Annotated in this window: 15 protein-coding genes; 5 read left to right on the forward strand and 10 right to left on the reverse strand. The window is 71.6% G+C overall.

The window, feature by feature from the left end; all coding sequences use genetic code 11:
* The first annotated feature begins 83 nt into the window (after nt 1-83).
* Complete coding sequence (locus tag C7444_RS15420; RefSeq protein ID WP_110401747.1) at nt 84-1,127, forward strand: Gfo/Idh/MocA family oxidoreductase; 1,044 nt, start codon at nt 84-86, stop codon at nt 1,125-1,127.
* A gap of 72 nt (nt 1,128-1,199) precedes the next feature.
* On the opposite strand, the gene C7444_RS15425 is transcribed toward C7444_RS15420, so the two are convergent.
* The gene (locus C7444_RS15425; protein WP_110401748.1) at nt 1,200-1,880 is read right to left on the reverse strand and encodes a PRC-barrel domain-containing protein; all 681 of its coding nucleotides are present in this window, start codon (nt 1,878-1,880) and stop codon (nt 1,200-1,202) included.
* 197 nt (nt 1,881-2,077) lie between these two features.
* Between C7444_RS15425 and C7444_RS15430 the strand changes: the two genes are divergently transcribed.
* From C7444_RS15430 to C7444_RS15440, 3 genes are all read left to right on the forward strand, one after another.
* On the forward strand, nt 2,078-3,664 hold the full coding sequence (locus C7444_RS15430; protein WP_110401749.1) for an oleate hydratase: 1,587 nt from the start codon (nt 2,078-2,080) through the stop codon (nt 3,662-3,664).
* 107 nt (nt 3,665-3,771) lie between these two features.
* Nucleotides 3,772-4,959 (forward strand): AAA family ATPase, encoded by a 1,188-nt coding sequence (locus C7444_RS15435; protein ID WP_110401750.1) that lies wholly within the window; start codon nt 3,772-3,774, stop codon nt 4,957-4,959.
* Between the two features lie 2 nt (nt 4,960-4,961).
* The gene (locus tag C7444_RS15440; RefSeq protein ID WP_110401751.1) at nt 4,962-5,966 is read left to right on the forward strand and encodes a ParB/RepB/Spo0J family partition protein; all 1,005 of its coding nucleotides are present in this window, start codon (nt 4,962-4,964) and stop codon (nt 5,964-5,966) included.
* Between the two features lie 65 nt (nt 5,967-6,031).
* Here C7444_RS15440 and C7444_RS15445 read toward each other — a convergent pair whose 3' ends face one another.
* The 9 genes from C7444_RS15445 to C7444_RS15485 form a co-directional block, all read right to left on the reverse strand.
* A complete protein-coding gene (locus C7444_RS15445) occupies nt 6,032-7,072 on the reverse strand; it encodes a tyrosine-type recombinase/integrase (RefSeq protein ID WP_110401752.1) in 1,041 nt (346 codons plus the stop codon).
* Between the two features lie 143 nt (nt 7,073-7,215).
* Complete coding sequence (locus C7444_RS15450; RefSeq protein WP_110401753.1) at nt 7,216-8,640, reverse strand: FAD-binding oxidoreductase; 1,425 nt, start codon at nt 8,638-8,640, stop codon at nt 7,216-7,218.
* A gap of 75 nt (nt 8,641-8,715) precedes the next feature.
* On the reverse strand, nt 8,716-9,633 hold the full coding sequence (locus C7444_RS15455) for a DUF2145 domain-containing protein (RefSeq protein WP_110401754.1): 918 nt from the start codon (nt 9,631-9,633) through the stop codon (nt 8,716-8,718).
* Nucleotides 9,630-10,112 (reverse strand): hypothetical protein, encoded by a 483-nt coding sequence (locus tag C7444_RS15460; protein WP_110401755.1) that lies wholly within the window; start codon nt 10,110-10,112, stop codon nt 9,630-9,632. The genes C7444_RS15455 and C7444_RS15460 overlap by 4 nt, the downstream gene beginning before the upstream one ends.
* A gap of 251 nt (nt 10,113-10,363) precedes the next feature.
* Complete coding sequence (locus C7444_RS15465; RefSeq protein ID WP_110401756.1) at nt 10,364-11,533, reverse strand: CaiB/BaiF CoA transferase family protein; 1,170 nt, start codon at nt 11,531-11,533, stop codon at nt 10,364-10,366.
* A 5-nt stretch (nt 11,534-11,538) separates the two neighbouring features.
* A complete protein-coding gene (locus tag C7444_RS15470; protein WP_110401793.1) occupies nt 11,539-12,675 on the reverse strand; it encodes an acyl-CoA dehydrogenase family protein in 1,137 nt (378 codons plus the stop codon).
* A 13-nt stretch (nt 12,676-12,688) separates the two neighbouring features.
* The gene (locus tag C7444_RS15475; protein ID WP_110401757.1) at nt 12,689-13,897 is read right to left on the reverse strand and encodes an acetyl-CoA C-acyltransferase; all 1,209 of its coding nucleotides are present in this window, start codon (nt 13,895-13,897) and stop codon (nt 12,689-12,691) included.
* A 23-nt stretch (nt 13,898-13,920) separates the two neighbouring features.
* On the reverse strand, nt 13,921-14,688 hold the full coding sequence (locus tag C7444_RS15480) for an SDR family NAD(P)-dependent oxidoreductase (protein ID WP_110401758.1): 768 nt from the start codon (nt 14,686-14,688) through the stop codon (nt 13,921-13,923).
* 240 nt (nt 14,689-14,928) lie between these two features.
* Entirely contained in the window at nt 14,929-16,266 is a 1,338-nt protein-coding gene (locus tag C7444_RS15485; RefSeq protein WP_110401759.1) for a cobyrinic acid a,c-diamide synthase CobB, read from the reverse strand.
* Nucleotides 16,267-16,415: 149 nt separating this feature from the next.
* Between C7444_RS15485 and C7444_RS15490 the strand changes: the two genes are divergently transcribed.
* Nucleotides 16,416-18,380, forward strand: a complete 1,965-nt coding sequence (locus tag C7444_RS15490) for a sensor histidine kinase (protein WP_170130773.1) — start codon at nt 16,416-16,418, stop codon at nt 18,378-18,380.
* Nucleotides 18,381-18,383: the final 3 nt, after the last annotated feature.

Here is an 18,383-nt window from a genome sequence, read left to right on the forward strand (position 1 = left end):
CGCGGCCGCCGCCCCCGGTGCGGCGGCCATCAGAGGCGAGCGTGGGGCTCGCCTCTTCTGCATCCGGATCCCGGAGATCGAACATGAGCCATTCCCCTTCTTCCTCTTGCGCCGCGCCCCTGCGCGTGGGCATCGTCGGCCTCGGCCGCCTGGGGCGTCGCCACGCCGAGGCGCTGGCGTTCGCCACCCGCCATGTGCAGCTGGTGGCCGCCTGCAGCCCGGTCGAGTCCGAGCGTGAATTCGCGCGCGGCGAGCTCGGCGTGCCGCGCATCCACGCCGACTACGAGGCCCTGCTGCAGGACCCCGAGGTCGATGCCGTCGTGCTGGTCACGCCGACCTCGCTGCATGCCGACCAGACCATCGCCGCGCTGCGCGCGGGCAAGCATGTCTTCGTCGAGAAGCCGCTGGCCCTGAACGTCGAGGACTGCGAGCGGGTGCTGGCGGTCGCCGCCGAGCACCCGGACCGGGTCGCGATGGTGGGTTTCGTGCGCCGCTTCGACCCGAGCTACCAGAGCGCGCAGGCGTCGGTGGCGGCCGGCGAGATCGGCCGGCCCTTCCTGGTGCGCTCGCAGACCTGCGACCGCAACGATCCGGACGGCTTCTTCGTGCGCTTCGCGCCGACCTCCGGCGGCATCTTCATGGACTGCAGCGTGCACGACATCGACCTCGCGCGCTGGCTGCTGGGCCGCCCGAAGGCGCTGCGCGCCTTCGCCTCCGGCACGATCGCGCTGCACCCCGGCCTGGCCGAATGCGGTGACGTCGACAACGGCCTGGCGATCGTCGAGTTCGAGGGCGGCGCGCGGGCGGTGTTCTACGCCTCGCGCACGATGGCGCACGGCCACGAGACCAGCACCGAGGTGATCGGCACCGAAGGCAAGCTGCTGGTGGGCGAACACGCCGCCCGCGACCGGGTCGTGCGCAGCGATGCGCGCGGCGTCGGCCATGCGGTGCTGGCCGATTTCCACGAGCGCTTCGAGGCGGCCTTCTCGCGCGAGATGATCGCCTTCGTCGCGGCCTGCCGCGGCGAGCAGACGCTCGACCTGACCCTGTCGGACGCGGTCGAGGCCACCCGCATCGGCGTGGCCATCACGCGCTCGCTGATCAGCGGGCAGGTCGCGCCGGTCTGAGCGGGCCGCGGTCGCGGAGCCTGACATCCATGCAGGCGCCGCGACCAGCCGTCCTTGGCGCCGCCGTGCTGATCAGCCGGCGGTCGAGTCGAGCGATTTGCGCAGGCGTGCGGTGGCGGCGTTCACGTTGGCCTCGAACTCCTTCCAGCGCCTGGCGCCGGCGCGCTTCATCTGGCCGAGCATCTCCTCGCTGGCCTGGAGCTCCTGCTGCAGCGCGGCGATCTGCTGATCGATCCTGACCTTGACGTCGGCGGCGGCGGCGGCCGCGGACTGCTTCTGCAGCTCGGCGATCCGGACCTTGGCCCTGGCCACGTCCTGCTCGGCCGCGGCGACGAACTGGTCGCGCCGGGAGGTGTCGCTGGTGTCGTCGAACCCGGGCAGCGCCTGCAGGCTCTCCTTGGTGGCACCGGTCATCACCAGCCTGCCGCCCTGGTCCCGGATCTGCGAGACCGGGACGGCCACGTCGTGCCGGCCGATGCCGATGAAGCCCCCGGCACCGACGATGACGTAGGTGACGTTGCGCTCCGGCGCCACGATCAGGTCCTCCACCTTGCCGATGCGGGCACCGGTGTCGTTGTAGACGGTCTTGCCCAGCAGCGTCTTGCGCACGCTCCAGCCTCGGGCGACCTGCGTGGCGGTGGTGACGCTGGCCTCCACCGTGGTGGAGGTGCCGGCCACCTGGGCGGCGGCCGTTGCGACGGTGAGGCCGGTGCCTGTCAGGGCGAAGGTGGCGATCAGCAGCATCTTGTTCATGGGTCGGGTCCGTTCGAAGGGTGAAGGTCAGGCGCCGTTTGTAGTGAGCCGGGTGCGCAGCGTCTGTTCGTCAACGCACACCGTTGCGGCGCGCCCGGCTCGAGGCAGTGGCTGTCTGCCAGCGCACCGACGCCTGGCGGCCTCGACTTGTACCGTCGTGGTCCCGAACGAATGAAGCTGCATGGAGGCAGATCCGCATGACCCCACTCTCCAACAAGGCCGGCCGGGCTCATCTGCTGGGCGGTGGCATCGGCTCGCTGGCGGCGGCGGCTTTCCTGATCCGCGATGCCGGCATGGCCGGCCACGACATCTCGATCCTGGAGGCCGCGCCCCGCATGGGCGGCAGCCTGGACGGAGTGGGGGATCAGGAGGAGTGGGGGCATTCGATGCGGGGCGGGCGCCTGCTGACCACCGACCCCTACGAGTGCACCTGGGACCTGTTCCGCTCGATCCCCTCGCTGGTCCATCCCGGGCGCTCGGTCTTCGACGAGACGGTCGAGTTCAACGAGCGGCACCGCTCCTGCGCCATGGCCCGGCTGGTCGATCGCCGCCGCGCCGGCACGCCGGCGGCCTCGACGGGGTTCTCGATGCAGGACCGCCTGGATCTGCTGCGTCTCAGCCATGCGCAGGAGTCCGAGCTGGGCAGCCGCTGCATCACCGACTGCCTGTCGCCGGCCTTCTTCGAGACCGCGTTCTGGCGCGTGTGGTCGACCACCTTCGCCTTCCAGCCCTGGCACAGCGCGGTGGAGTTCAGACGCTACCTGCACCGCTTCATGCTGGAGTTCTCCCGCATCGAGACGCTGGCCGGCGTCCGGCGCACGGTCTGCAACCCGCACGACTCGCTGGTGCTGCCTCTGCAGTGCTGGCTGCAAAGCCAGGGTGTGCGCATGATCGGCCACTGCACCGTGACCGAACTGGAGCACGAGAGCCGCGAGGGCGGGCTGGTGATCACAGGCATCCGCTGCGAGCTGCAGGGCCGGCCCCGACTGCTGGGCGTCGACGACGGTGACCTGGTCTTCCTGCAGAACGGCTCGATGACCGATGCCTCCAGCGTCGGCTCCATGACCCGTGCGCCGGCCCACCTGACCCGGGCCGACAGCACGAGCTGGGCCGTCTGGGAGAAGCTGGCCGAAGGCCGCCCGGCCTTCGGCAACCCGGCCGCGTTCAAGCGCTGCATCGTGCAGTCCTACTGGCAGTCGTTCACCGTCACGCTGCGCGGCACCGCCTTTCTCGAGCAGATGCAGCGCTTCACGGGCAACGAGGCCGACACCGACGCGCTGGTGACCTTCAAGGACTCGAACTGGCTGATGTCGATCGTGCTGGTGCATCCGCCGCACCTCGCCCACCTGCCCGCCGACGTGCTGGTGTTCCGGGGTCATGCCCTCTTTCCCGACCAGATCGGCAACCACGTGCCCAAGGCCATGGCCGACTGCAGCGGCGCGGAGATCCTCCAGGAGCTCTGCGGCCACCTGGGCGTCGATCCCGCCACGGTGGCGTCCGCCCGCTGCATTCCCTGCCGCATGCCCTACCTCACCAGCAGGTTCATGCCACGCGGGCCGGGTGAGCGCCCGCAGCCCGTGCCGCCGGGCTCGAGGAACTTCGCCTTCATCAGCCAGTTCGTCGAAGCGCCGGAGGACGTGGTCTTCACCGTCGAGCACTCGGTGCGCACGGCCCGGACGGCGGTCTACCAGCTGACGGGCGTGCGGCGGGCGATGCCGCCGGTGACGCCTCATGAGCGCTCGCTGCACGCCCAGTTCGACGCGCTGATCCAGGCGCTGGAATGAGGGCGTTGCCCGGTCGCGCCTGAGCGGGGCTGGTGCGCATTTGCTCCTTGCTGGATTTCGAGGTTGTTGAGAAAATCGCCGAAGACCTCGAAATTCCAAGGAAGCTGATGACTGCATCGAGACAAGCCGGCGCGCAGCGTTTTTCGCTGCCCGATCTGGTCGAGCTGGCCGAGGTGGCCAGCGCCACGCTGGACGGTCTGCGCACCAAGATGCTCGAGCCGCATCCCCGCAAGCGCCCGCCGGTCTACACCGGGGCGCAGCTGGCCGCGCTGTGCGGGATCGAGCCCAAGCAGGTGACCTACCTGGCCCGGCGCGGGGACCTGCCGCCGGGTCGCCACGAGTCCAACGGCAAGCGGCGCGAGTTCTCGCTGGCCGAGGCCCGCACCTGGGTGCAGCGCCTGGCCAGGATCCCGCCACGTCCGCCGGGCGCGCGGGCGGCGACGCTGTCGGTCGTCAACTTCAAGGGCGGCTCGACCAAGACCACCACCGCCTTCAACCTGGCCCAGGGGCTGACCCTGCGCGGGCGCCGCGTGCTGCTGGTCGACCTGGATCCGCAGGGCTCGGCCACCACGCTGACGGGCATGCTGCCCGCCGCGGAGGTGATGGAGGAGCACACCATCGCGCCGATCACCTATCCGCCGCTGTCGCAGGCGCCCAAGGACATCCGCTACGCCGTGCAGAGCACCTACTGGGACGGGCTGGACCTGATCCCCGCCGCACCGCACCTGTTCAACGCCGAGATCTTCCTGCCCATCCACTCGCGCGACCCCGACATCGCGTGGTGGAACATCCTCAACCAGGCGATCGAGCCGCTGCGCGACGAGTACGACGTCATCATCTTCGACACCGCGCCGGCGCTGTCCTACCTGGCGGTCAACGCGGTGATCGCCTCCGACGGGCTGCTGATGCCCATCCCGCCGGACAACCTCGACTACGCCTCGTCGGTGGCGTTCTGGAACCTGCTGTCGGAGACGCTGGGCGCGCTCAAGAACAGCCGCGGCTTCGAGAAGGACTTCGCCTTCATGCGGGTGCTGCTGTCGCGGGTGGACACCACCTCGATCTCGGCGGCGGTGGTCAAGGACTGGATCATCCGCACCTACGGGCCCTACGTGCTGACCGTCGAGATCCCCAAGAGCCAGGTCAGCAACGTCGGTGCGGTGCAGTTCGGCACCGTCTACGACATCGCCCGCTACGACGGTGCGGCCAGGACCTATTCGAAGATCCGGGATGCGTACGACAAGTTCGTCGAGATGATCGACCAGTCCATCCTCTCCACCGTCTGGAAGGCGAACTGACCATGGGACTCAAGGACCTCAAGTCGAAGAGCGATCAGGCGCTCGCGAGCATCGGCAGCGCCCGGCCGGCCGAGGCGCGGCCGGTGCGCCCGACCACCGCCCCCGGCGCCACCGCCTTCATGCAGCCGACCATCGACGCGCTCAACCAGCGTGCCAAGGCGGCCGAAGCCATCGCGCAGGACTACAAGGCGCAGCTCGAGCGCCAGCCGGTGGAACTGGCGCTGGACCTGCTGATCGAGGTGCCGCACCGGCGCCGGCGCCTGACGCCCGAGCAGTTCGACGAGCTCAAGGGCAACCTGGCCAACAACCCGCTGATCCACCCGGTCACCGTGCAGCGCACGGCCGAGGGACGGTTCGAGATCCTGTCGGGCCACAACCGGGCCGAGGCCTACCGGGCGCTCGGCCGGGCGACGATCCCGGTGGTGATCCTCGAGCTCGACGAGGCGGACGTCGAGCGCTCGGCCTTCTACGCCAACCTGCTGCAGCCATCGCTGCCCGACTTCGAGAAGTACCTCGGCTTCCGCCAGGAGCGTGAGCGCTCGGGCCACACGCAGAAGCGGATCGCCAAGGATGCGGGCATCTCCGAGTCGGTCGTCTCGATGCTGTTCGCCTTCGACCAGCTGCCCGAGGCGGCGCTGCAGTGGATCGAGAGGCGCCCGGACGCCATCGGCATGAGCTGCGCGGCCGAGATGGCCAAGCTCTGCCGCGCCGGGCGGGCCGAGCAGGTCATCGAGGCGATCGAGCTGCTGGTCGAGGGCCAGCTGTCGCAGAAGGAGGCGGTGCGCCAGGCCGGACGCCAGGCTTCGCTGCCCCGCACCCGGGAGGCGGCGGCCAGCGGTCCGGTGCGGGTGCGGGTCGGGCGGCTGGAGTTCTGCCAGTACCAGTCGCGCGGCACCTCGCTGCGCATCGAGTTCAGGAGCGAGGAGCAGCGCATCGAGGCCGAAGCCGCGATCGCCGCGACCCTGCAGGCGCTGGCCGAGCAGGCCCGCAACGCCTCGGGGCGCTGAGGTTCAAAGTTTGAACCCCTTGTGGATCAAGCACTTGGAGCCGGCCCTGGCGTTTGCCCGCGCCGTCAGACGGCCTGCTGGTCGGGCTTGATCGTCAGGTGGCGATAGCGTTTCATCTGGCTGGTGTCGACCTGGCCCAGCCAGGCCGCGACGTCCTCTTCCGGGCGGCCCTGGTCGAGCTGGCGCACCGCATAGGTGTGGCGCAGGCGGAAGGGGCTGTCGCTGCGCACCTGGGCGGCGGCCAGCGTGCGGGTGAGCGCGAGGTGGCAGCCCTGGTGTGACCAGGGCTTGCCCTGGGCGGTGGACGGAAACACCCGATCCCCCGGCAGCCGCAGCAGGCTGCGCTGCGCGATCCAGCGCGCCAGCACCGTGGCGGCCCAGGGCGCGACCGGCGCGACATGCAGCGGCGACGTGCCATCGGCCACCACGATGAGCTTCCACGGCAGGCGCTCGCCGCTGCGGTGCTGCCAGTCGACGTGTTCCAGCGTCAGCGCCCGCAGGTCGCCGGGCGACAGGCCGGCGCCGAGCATCAGCGCGATGGCCGCGCGGTCGCGCGACAGCTTCCACGGCGCGCCGTCGATCGCCTCGGCCGAGGCCCCGTCCTGCCGCAGGAAGGCCATCAGCTGCTCGACCTCGCCGGCCGACAGGATGTCGACCTCGGGCTCCTTGTCGCGGGCATTGGCGTGCACGAACGGCGGCTCCTGCAGCAGCTCCGCCGCCACCTGCCGCGTCAGCCCGTGGGCCGGCTCGCTCGCATGTTCCAGCACCCGGTCGATCAGGTGCAGCATGCGCCAGGCGTAGCGGTCCGACAGGTCCCCTTCACCGGCCTCCCGGCGCACCGGCAGGTCACGCAGCCGGGCGGCATGCGTGCCGCGGTTGAGGAAGTGCAGCAGGTCGTCGCGCCGCAGCCCCCCGGCGGCCCGTTCGGTCGATTCGGCGGCGATCGCGATCCAGTAGCGCACCAGGCTGGTCCACATGTCGCGGTAGATGCTGACCGACTCGTCGCGCAGCTCCCCGCTCCAGGCGGCGTGCCGCCCCCGTGCCGGACGGGCCTCCACCCAGCGGTCGAAGCACTGCATCAGCGTGACAGGAGGGTGTTCCGCCATAAATGGACTAACCGATTGGACCTGATCACAGTCTAGACTGGTTTCGAGTTCCGGATCAAAAGGCAGTTAGTCCATTTGTTTCCAGGATCAGCCCGAAGGGATGATCCTGGAGGATGCCGGGCGGCCGAAGTCACGGCCGGGTTTCAGCGGCCCGGTGTCGACGGGTTCGAGAAGATCTTGCCCGGGTTCAGGATGTTCTTCGGGTCGAGTGCCTGCTTGATCGCCCGCATCATCGCCACCGCGCCCGCACCGGTCTCGTCGACGAGGAAATCCATCTTGTGCAGGCCGATGCCGTGCTCGCCGGTGCAGGTGCCCTGCATCGACAGCGCGCGGGCGACCAGCTGGTGGTTCAGTGCCTCGGCCCGCTCCCGCTCGGAGGGGCTGTCCGGGTCGATCAGGTAGCCGAAGTGGAAATTTCCATCCCCGACGTGGCCGACGAGGAAATAGGGCAGGCCCGAGGCGTCGGCCTCGGCGATCGAGTCGAGCAGGCAGTCGGCCAGGCGCGAGATCGGCACGCAGGTGTCGGTCGAGATGGCCCGGCAGCCCGGGCGCGACTGCAGCGCGGCGAAGTACGCGTGGTGACGGGCGGTCCACAGGCGGGTGCGAGCCTCGGGCGTGGTGGCCCACTCGAAGGCCTGGCCGCCGAAGTCGCCGGCGACGGCCTGCACCGTCTCGGCCTGCTCACGCACCCCGGCCGGCGAGCCGTGGAACTCCATCAGCAGCATCGGCTCCTCGCGCAGGGTCAGGCCGGAGTGGCGGTTGACCATGCCCACCGAGCGGCCGTCGAGCAGCTCGACGCGCGCGATCGGCACGCCGAGCTGGATGACCTGGATCGTCGTGCGCACCGCTGCCTCGATGCTCGGGAAGGAGCAGATCGCCGCCGACACCGCCTCGGGCAGCGGATAGAGCTTCAGCGTGACCTCGGTGATCACGCCCAGCGTGCCTTCGCTGCCCACCATCAGCCGGGTCAGGTCGTAGCCGGCCGAGGACTTGCGCGCCCGGGTGCCGGTGCGGATCACCTCGCCGGCGGCCGTCACCACCTCGAGCGCGAGCACGTTCTCGCGCATCGTGCCGTAGCGGACCGCGTTGGTGCCCGAGGCACGGGTGGCGCACATGCCGCCGATGGAGGCGTCCGCGCCGGGGTCGATGGGAAAGAACAGGCCGCTGTGGCGGATGGCCTCGTTGAGCTGCTGGCGGGTGATGCCGGGCTGCACCGTCACGGTCAGGTCGTCGGCGTCGAGCGACAGCAGGCGGTTCATGCCCCGCAGGTCGATGCTGATGCCGCCCTGCACGGCCAGCAGCTGGCCCTCGATGGACGAGCCCGCGCCGAAGGGGATCACCGGTACCCCGTGCAGCGAGGCCAGCTGCACCGCGCTGGCCACGTCCGCCGTGTCGCGGGCGAAGACCACCGCTGCCGGCGGCGGCGCAACGAAGGACGACTCGTCGCAGCCGTGCTGCTGGCGCACCGCCAGCGCCGTGGAGCAGCGCTCGCCGAAGGTCTGCTGCAGCGCGTCGAGGAAGGCCGGGGGCATCTCGCGCGGCTCGATCCGGGGCAGGGGGGCGTTCATGGCGGTTTCCTCAGGCATGGCGGCGCCGGCACGGCAGCGCGGGCCGCCATTATCCCGGCCGCCTCCCTGCGTGCGTCAGTCGAGCGGGATGAGCGTGTCCTGTGCCTGCGGCACGCAGCCCTCGGCCAGCGCGCTCCAGCCATGCCGGATGAGCACATGCCGATCGGTGTGGCAGAACTCCATGCGGGTGGCCCCCGGCACCGTGGCCTGGACAAAGGCCTCGATGGCCGCGGGCATGCTGACCTGGTAGCGCCCCTGCGCCAGGTCCTCGTCGGGGTGGTCGTCGTCGTGCAGCCACGGCACGAAGGCGCCCAGCCACATCAGCGGGCGCCAGCCGACCTCGATGCGGCTGGGCTGGTAGCCCTGCGTGCGCAGCCACCGCTGGGCGGCGGCGCGCCGCTCGATCAGGTCGCCGCCGCCCTCCAGCCGGCCCCGGGCGGACGCGATCAGCTCCACCAGCCACTGGTTGCAGTTCTGGTAGCGCAGGCCGTAGGCGTGGGCGTTGGCGCTGTAGTCGGGCGCCAGCAGCCCGGTGGCCCGGTGCGGATCCAGCGCGGCCCGGGCCAGCTCGGCCTCGTCGTCGGGAGGCAGGAAGACCAGCGACAGGTAGCCGCGCGACGGGTCGTCGGTGCCGAGCAGGAAACCGGGCACGCCCTGGTCGAAGAGGCGGGGCCGCTGCTCGTCGCAGGCGTAGTAGAGCTGGCGCACCGACCACGGGGCGTTCGGGTGGTCCTGCAGGCTGAAGCCGGCGTGGGAATAACGCACGCCGAGGCGGGACAGGTCGAGCCCGGAGCGTGACATCAGGGCCAGCCGGTGGCCGGAGCGGTCCAGCTCGGCCTTGACGATGGCGCTGACGCGCAGCAGCCGGTCCTGCTGCGCCGCGCTCAGCTGCGCCGGCCGGTCGCAGAAACGCGGCAGGCCGGCCTGGCAGGCCGTTGCCGCGGTCCACAGGGCCAGCGGCAGCAGCACCCGGCGGGCGCCACGCAGGTTCACAGCACGACGGCGCGCGAGCCCAGTTCGTGGTGCCAGTCGTCGCGCAGCACCAGGTAGAAGGCCTCGCGGGTGTCGGCCCGGGCGAACTCCAGGCCGTAGGCCCGCGCACGGGCGCTCACCACCTCGCCCCGGGCCAGCCGGCCCTGCTCGAAGGTCTGCTGCGGCAGGTAGAGGAAAAACTCGTCCGCGGCCGCGGCCGCGGCGGCCTGCGGATCGGCCAGGGCCTGCAGCCGCAGGCGCACCTGGCCAGGCCGCTCGGCCAGCGTCGCGACGTCGAGCACGCGGTAGTCGCCGGCGGCCACGTCCTTGTCGCCGGTCGAGCTTTCGCTCGACTTGCCGATCGACGTCGACAGGCTGCCCACCGAGGTGGAGGCGCTGTCGGAGGCCGACGAGGCGGCCGTGCTGGAGGCCAGCGCGGGCAGGGCGCTCACGCCGAGCAGCAGGGTGACGGTGGCAAGGCAGGTCCGGAGTCGGTTCATGGGCGTACGGGCTGAGGTTGGGGGTCCGCCAGACGGCGGATGCACCGGAAAGCATAGCCGCAACACCCCCGCCCGCGGCCGCGGCACGTGGCTGGATCCGGCCTTCGGGGCCGGATCGGGCGCCTCATTCACGAGCAATCCAGGTAAAAGTACCGCCTGACATCGGGTTGTCACACCCCACCACACCTTCTGCACAGGGTTGTGCACAGCAGCGGGGGACAACTGCCGCGGCGCGGCCGCCTGTGGACCGTTCAGCGCATGGCCCCACCCTGGTGCAGGGCCTGGATGGCCTCGGCGGACCAGCCCCAGCGGGCCAGGCCGTCCCGGCCGTCGAGCTCGGCCCGCACCGCGGCGGGCGCCGCGGCCGGGGTGCGCGAGAACCGGGGGGCCGCCGCCGGGTGCAGCCGGCCCTGCACATCGACGAAGGTGCCCCGCGCCCGGTGGTGCGGGTGGGCCGGTGCCTCGCCCAGGCTCAGCACCGGCGCGACGCAGGCGTCGCTGCCCTCGAAGCGCCGGGTCCACTCGTCACGCGGGAGCTGGCGCAGCACCTCGGCGATGCGGGCCTTCTGCTGCGGCCAGCGCCGCGGGTCGTCACGGTCCTGCAGCAGCGGGTCGTCGGCCAGGCCGGCGCGTTCGAGGAAGACCTGCCAGAAGGCCGGCTCGATCGGGCCGATCGCCAGGTGGCGGCCGTCGGCGCATTCATAGGTGTCGTACCAGGGCGCGCCCCCGTCGAGCAGATTGCTCTGGCGCCGCTGCTGCCAGCGGCCCATCGCCTGCATCGACATCGTCATGGCCATCAGCAGCGCGCAGCCGTCGGTCATCGCCGCATCGACCACCTGGCCCAGGCCCGAGCCGCGCGCCTCGATCACCGCGGCCAGCACGCCCACGGCCAGCAGCATCGCCCCGCCGCCGAAGTCGGCCACCAGGTTCAGCGGCGGCACCGGCCCGCCCTCGGCGCGGCCGATGGCGTGCAGCGCGCCCGACAGCGCCAGGTAATTGATGTCGTGGCCGGCGGTGGCCGCCAGCGGGCCGGTCTGGCCCCAGCCGGTCATGCGGCCGTAGACCAGCTTCGGCTGGAGCGCCAGGCAGGGTTCGGGCCCCAGGCCCAGCCGCTCCATCACGCCGGGGCGGAAACCCTCGATCAGCACGTCCGCCTCGCCCGCCAGCCGCAGCGCGGCAGCGCGGCCCTCGGGGCGTTTCAGGTCCAGTGCCACCGCGTCACGGCCGCGCTGCAGCAGGTCCAGCGCGGGGTCGAACAGCGCCGCGCTGCCCCCGCCCGGTGCCAGGCGGTCGACGCGCAGCACCTGCGCGCCCAGGTCGGCCAGCAGCATGGCGCAGAAGGGCGCCGGCCCGAGCCCGGCGAACTCCAGCACCCGGACGCCGGCCAGCGGGCCGGATCCGGCGTTCGGGGGCGAGGCCATCGCGCTCAGCCCCGGGCCAGCGCCCGCCCGATCACCAGGCGCTGGATGTCGCTCGCGCCCTCGTAGATCTGGCAGACCCGCACGTCGCGGTAGATGCGTTCGACCGGGAAGTCGCTGACGTAGCCGCAGCCGCCGTGGATCTGGATCGCGTCGGAGGCGACCTTCTCCGCCATCTCGGAGGCGAACAGCTTGGCCATCGACGCCTCGGTCAGGCAGGGCTGGCCGGCGTCGCGCAGCATCGCCGCGCGCCAGACCATCAGCCGGGCCGCATCGAGTTGCGTGGCCATGTCGGCGAGGCGGAAGTTGACCGCCTGGTGCTCGATGATCGGCTGGCCGAAGCTCTCGCGCTGCTTCGCGTAGGTGATCGCCGCCTCGAGCGCGGCGCGCGCCATGCCCACGCTCTGCGCGGCGATGCCGATGCGCCCGGCCTCGAGGTTGGACAGCGCGATGCGGTAGCCCTCGCCGAGGCCGCCCATCAGCGCATCGGCCGGCACCCGGCAGCGCTCGAACAGGATCTGCGCGGTGTCGCTGGCATGCTGGCCGAGCTTGTCCTCCAGCCGCGCGACGACATAACCCGGCGTGTCCGTGGGCACCAGGAAACAGGAGATGCCCTTCTTGCCGGCCTCCTTGTCGGTCACGGCCAGCACGATCGCCACGTCGGCATGCTTGCCAGTGGTGATGAACTGCTTGACGCCGTCGATCACCCAGTGGTTGCCATCGCGGGTCGCGGTGGTGCGGATCGCCGACGCGTCCGAGCCCACGTGCGGCTCGGTCAGGCAGAAGCAGCCCAGCGCCTGGCCACGCGCCAGCGGCACCAGCCAGCGCTGCTTCTGCGCCTCGCTGCCGTACTTCAGCGTGATGCCGCAGGCCAGCGAGTTCTGCACGCTGACGATGGTCGAGGTCGCGCCGTCGGCCGCGGCGATCTCCTCGAGCGTCAGCACCAGGCTCATCGTGTCCAGCCCCGCGCCGCCCCAGGCCTCGGGCACGGTCATGCCCATCGCCCCCAGCTCGCCCAGCTCCTTGAGCACCTGGACGGGAAAGGTCCGGTCGCGGCTCCAGGCTGCCGCGTGCGGAGCGATGCGTTCCTGCGCATAGCTGCGCATCGCGTCGCGGATCATCACCTGTTCGGTGGTCAGCAGCATCATCGACTCCGTTTCAGACCCGCTCGACCGCGATCGCGGTCGCTTCACCGCCCCCGATGCACAGGCTGGCCACGCCGCGGCGGGCGCCGCGCTGTCGCAGCGCCCCCAGCAGCGTCACCAGGATGCGTGCGCCCGAGGCACCGATCGGGTGGCCCAGCGCACAGGCACCGCCGTGCACGTTGACCCGCTCGTGCGGCAGGTCGAGCGCCTGCATCGTGGCCATCGCCACGACCGCGAACGCCTCGTTGATCTCCCAGAGGTCGACCTCGCCGGGGGTCCAGCCGACCCGGTCCAGCAGCTTGCGCATCGCGCCCGCCGGGGCGGTGGTGAACCACTGCGGCTCCTGGGCGTGGGTGGCGTGGCCGCGCACGATGGCCAGTGGCGCCAGGCCGTGGCGCCCGGCGGTCGAGCGGCGCATCAGCACCAGCGCGGCCGCCCCGTCGGAGATCGAACTGGAGTTGGCTGCGGTCACCGTGCCGTCGCGGGCGAAGGCCGGTTTCAGCGTGGCGATCCTGTCCAGCCGCGCCTGGGGCGGCTGCTCGTCGCGGGTGACGAGCCGGTCACCGCCGCGCTCCGGCACGGTCACGCCGGCGATCTCCCAGTCGAATCGGCCCGCCTCGATCGCCTGCTGCGCCCGGGTCGTCGAGGCGACCGCGTAGGCGTCCTGCGCCTCGCGGCTGAAGTGGAAGTGCGTCGCGCAGTCCTCGGCGAAGGCGCCCATCAGCCGGCCGCGGGTGGCGGTTCCGCAGGCGTCCTCGAGCCCGTCGAGGAACAGGTGGTCGAGCATCTGGCCGTGGCCCAGGCGCTGGCCGCCACGGGCCTTGGGCAGCAGGTAGGGCGCGTTGCTCATCGACTCCATGCCCCCGGCGACGATCACCTCGCCGCTGCCGGCCACGATCAGGTCATGCGCCAGCATCACCGCCTTCATGCCCGAGCCGCAGACCTTGCTGATCGTGGTGCAGCCCGCCGCCAGCGGCAGGCCCGCGCCCAGCGCGGCCTGGCGGGCCGGCGCCTGGCCCAGACCGGCGGGCAGCACGCAGCCCATCAGCACCTCGTCGACCTGCGCGGCCGGCAGGCCGGCCCGCTCGACCGCGGCGCGCAGCGCCACCGCGCCGAGCTGCGGCGCGCTCAGCGCGGCCAGATCGCCCTGGAAAGCGCCCAGCGGGGTGCGCGCGGCGCTGACGATGACGACCGGGTCGTCGGTGGCTTGGGGGGTGTGCATCGATGTCTCCTGCCGGGTTCAGTTCAGCGGGCGGCCATGCGGATCGCGCCGTCCAGGCGGATCACCTCGCCGTTGAGGTAGCGGTTCTCGATCAGGTGCTGCGCCAGGTGGGCGTACTCGTCGGGATCCCCCAGGCGCGACGGGAAGGGCACCATGCGCCCGAGGGCGTCCTGCACCTCCGCGGGCATGGCGGTCAGCATCGGCGTGGCCATGATGCCGGGGGCGATCGTCATCACGCGGATGCCGCTGCGGGCCAGCTCGCGGGCGACGGGCAGCGTCATCGCGACGATGCCGCCCTTGGAGGCGGCATAGGCCGCCTGGCCGATCTGGCCGTCGCTGGCCGCCACGGACGCGGTGTTGATGATCACGCCGCGCTCGCCGCCCGCGTCTGCCGCGCCGGCGGCCATCGCCGCGGCGGCCAGGCGCAGCATGTTGAAGCTGCCGATCAGGTTGACCTGCACCGTGCGGGCGAAGCTCTCCAGCCGGTGCGGTCCGTCACGGCCGAGCACCTTCTCGGCCGGGGCGATGCCGGCGCAGTTGACCAGACCGTGCAGCGCGCCAAAGCGGTCGAGCGCGGCGGCCACGCAGGCCTGCGCGCTGGCCGCATCGGTGACGTCGGTGGCCACCGCCAGCGCGGCCTCGCCCAGCGTGGCGGCCATCGCCTGGCCGGCCTCGTGGTTCAGGTCGGCCAGCACCACCCGGGCGCCCGCACCGACCAGGCGCCGGGCCGTCGCGGCCCCGAGTCCGGAGCCGGCTCCGGTGACGATGAAGACATGGTCATGGATCTGCATGGCACGAGCTTAGGCCGGCCGGCCGGGTCACGCCATGCCCGATCACCCCGGGGAGGCTGGCGCCCGCGGACATCAGGGTCAGCCCGGAGACCGGGCCGCGGCCTCAGCGCCGCAACAGCCGCTGGTCATCGAAGGGCCGCAACGCCCGGGTCGCCAGGCGCGCCGCATCGGACCCGATCACCGGGGCATGAGCAAACGGGCCGCCGGCAGAACGTCGGCCGTGCGGGTCTGGCCCGCCGCTCAGGCGGGATCAGGCCGGAACAGCGCGGCGGCGGCCTGCGGGTTGGACGGGAAGTACAGGTGCAGGAAGGACGCGTGCAGCCGGCCGCGCCGCCACAGCGCCTCGGGCCGGCCCTGGTGACGCAGCGCCCGGGTGTGGCCGACGGGGGCCAGCGGGCTGTCGAAGCGGCCGTGGTGGAAGGTGTGGCCACGCAGCGTGCCTTCCGGCAGGTCGGCGCTGTGCATGCCCAGGTTGACCAGGCGACGGGTCATCAGCGCGTCCCCCGGCATCAGGCCCCACAGCGGCGCGTGGTGGCCGTCGGCATCGGTCAGGCGCTCGGCCAGGGCCAGCAGGCCGCCGCACTCGGCCACGATCGGGCGGCCGGCGGCGTGGTGGGCCCGCACCGAGGCGCGTGTGCGGCCGGGCCGGCCCAGTGCCTCCAGGTGCAGCTCGGGATAACCGCCGGGCAGGTAGAGCGAACGCGCCGCCTCGGGCACCGGCTCGTCGGCCAGCGGGGAGAAGAAGACCAGCTCGGCCCCCATGCGCTCCAGCAGCTCCAGGTTGGCCGGATAGACGAAGGAGAAGGCCGCGTCGCGGGCCACCGCCACGCACACGCCGGCCAGCGGGCGTCCGGGGTCGGGCTCACGGTCCTGCGGGGCCGGGGGCAGGAAGCACACCGGCGGGGGCAGCGGCAGCGCCATCGCGACGAGCCGGTCCGCCGCCCGGTCCAGGCGCTGGTCCAGGTCCTGCAGTTCGTCGGCCTGCACCAGGCCGAGGTGGCGCGAGGGCAGGGCGATGGTGTCGTCGCGGGGCAGGGCGCCGAACCAGGTCATGCCCTCGGGCAGGCTCTCGCGCAGCATGTCCGCATGGCCGGGACTGCCTACGCGGTTGGCCAGCACGCCCGCGAACGGCAGCCCGGGGCGGTAGCTGCGCAGGCCCAGGGCCAGCGCCCCGAAGGTCTGCGCCATCGCCGCCGCATCGATCACCACCATCACCGGCAGGCCGAAGCGCACGGCCAGGTCGGCGCTGGAGGACTGGCCGTCGTGCAGGCCCATCACGCCTTCGACCAGGATCACGTCATGATCCTGCGCCGCCCGCCACAGCAGCTCGCGGCAGTGGGCCTCGCCGCCCATCCACAGGTCGAGCTGATGGCAGGGCGCACCGCTGGCCCGTGCGTGCACCATCGGGTCGATGAAGTCAGGGCCGGTCTTGAACACCCGCACCCGCAGGCCCTGTCGGCCCCAGGCCCGGGCCAGCGCGGCCGTGACCGTGGTCTTGCCCTGGCCGGAAGCCGGGGCGCTGATCAGCAGCGCGCGGCAGCGCGCCGCCTCCGTTGCAGGAAAAACATCTGTCGCCATCGTCCGTGTCCGCCACACCACCGCGTGGATTCTCGACGAGGTCGGGCCGGGCGTCAGCTATTGACAGCTCCGCCCGCGCCGACCGGGTTATCTTCGGCCGATCTCCCCTGTCGGCGCCGCGGCGCCATGTCCCGTCGGCCATGCTGTCCATGCACGATCCCTTCCAGCGCCCGCGCCCGGCCTCGTGCCTGTGGCCGCTCGTCCTGATGGCGCTGCTGCTGATCCAGGCCCTGCTGCCCGCACGGGGGGCCACGCTCGAGGACCAGGTGCTCGACACCCCGGCGCTGCTGTCGTCGTCGTCGGTGCTCAAGGATGTCGACGGCCGCTGGTCGCTGCAGCAGGTGCTCGAGCAGCAGGGCGCGAGCTTCCAGCCGATCGACCGACCGTTCGGGGCGGGTTATGTGCGCGACGTCTACTGGTACCGGATCGTCGTCTCGCGTGGCGAATGGGCCGCACCGACCTGGTACCTGCAGGTCGACCCGGCCTATCTGGACGACGTCACGCTGCATCACCTGGATGCGCAGGCGCAGCTGCTGTCGACCCATCGTGCGGGTGACCGCCTGCTCGGCGGCAGCTCGGCGGTGAATCACCGCACCTCCGTCTTCAAGCTCACCCTGCCCGCCGGGGACAATACCCTGCTGCTGCGCATCTCGACCCGCAGCACCATGGCGGTATTGCCCAAACTCATTCCGGAATCCCGTGCCGACGGCCTCTGGCAGCGTGAATATTTCCATTTCGGCATGTATTACGGCGCGATGCTCGTGGTCTGCATCGCCGGTCTGACCAGCCTGGTCTTCCTGCGCCAGCCGGTGTATGCGGCTTATTCACTGTATGTCGCCGCCACCGCTTTCCAGTGGTTTGCCATCAATGGTTTCCTGCATCAGGTCCTGCCGCCGCAGGCCCCGCTGCTGGCCGACCAGCTGATCGCCTCCCTGCTCAGCCTGAACGGGGCGCTGGCCAATCTCTTCTATACCGTCTTCCTCGACTTCCGGCGCCATGCACCCTGGTTGCACCGGATCATGCTGCTGTCGGCCGGGGTGATGCTGGTGGCCGCCACGCTGCCTTTCGTGCCAGGCCAGCACTCCATCACGCCGGTCACGATGGTGCTGCACCTGCTGGTGCTGGTGATGTCGGTGCGCCCGCTGTGGCGGGCCTGGAACGGCAGCCGCTGGAATGCCCGCCTGGGCATCATCGCCTTCCTGCTGAGCGCCCTGCTGGCGGGCTGGAACATCCTGACCGTGCTGGGCCTGCTAGCGCCGACCCGGTGGTCGCTGATCGGTGGCCAGCTGGGCACGCTGTTCCAGCTGCTGCTGCTGGTGGGGGTCATGTATTTCGAGACCTTCCTGGCCCGGCGCCAGCTGCTGCAGGCCGAACGGGCGGCCGCTGCGGCCCGCGCGGAGATCGAGACCGAACGCCTGGCCCGCGCCGAGCAGGGCCACCTGATCTCGATGATCGCGCACGAGATCCGCACGCCGGTGGCCATCATCGATGCGGCGGTGCAGTCGCTGGAGGTGCTCGACGAGCAGGCCACCCCCGAGCGCACCCGGCGCTACGAGCGCATCGTGCGGGCGGTCCAGCGCATGAGCAGCATGCTCGAGCTGGCCCTGGCCCAGGATCGCCTCGAGGTGGCGGACTGGCACAAGGACCTGGGCGAGGTCAGCCTCGAGGCGCTGACCCACGAGGTGATCCAGACGCTGGGAGCCGCCTCTGAGGCTCGCGTCGTGCTCACGGTCGATCCGGCCTGCACGCCGATCCAGGCCGACGGACGCATGCTGCGTTTTGCGCTGCTGAACCTGATCGACAACGCCTTGAAATACTCGCCCAAGGGCTCCAGCGTCAGCATCGATCTGCTGGATTCGGAGCAGGCCGGCCGGCCGGGCTGCCTGTGGGTGATCCGGGACCAGGGCCGGGGGATCGCGGAGTCGGACCACGAACGCATCTTCCAGAAGTATTTCCGGGCTGCCGAGACCTCCGAGTCCCCCGGCCTGGGCCTCGGGCTGTACCTCGTGCGGCACATCCTGAAACGTCACGATGGCTGGGTGCGTGCGGTCGCGCCCGCCGGTCGTGGGGCCTGTTTTGAATGCTGGTTGCCCAGGCGGCAACGGGAGTCCTGAATC

Origin of the sequence: Sphaerotilus hippei (genome assembly GCF_003201595.1) — a bacterium.
In the GTDB taxonomy this organism is placed as follows: Bacteria; Pseudomonadota; Gammaproteobacteria; order Burkholderiales; family Burkholderiaceae_C; genus Sphaerotilus; species Sphaerotilus hippei.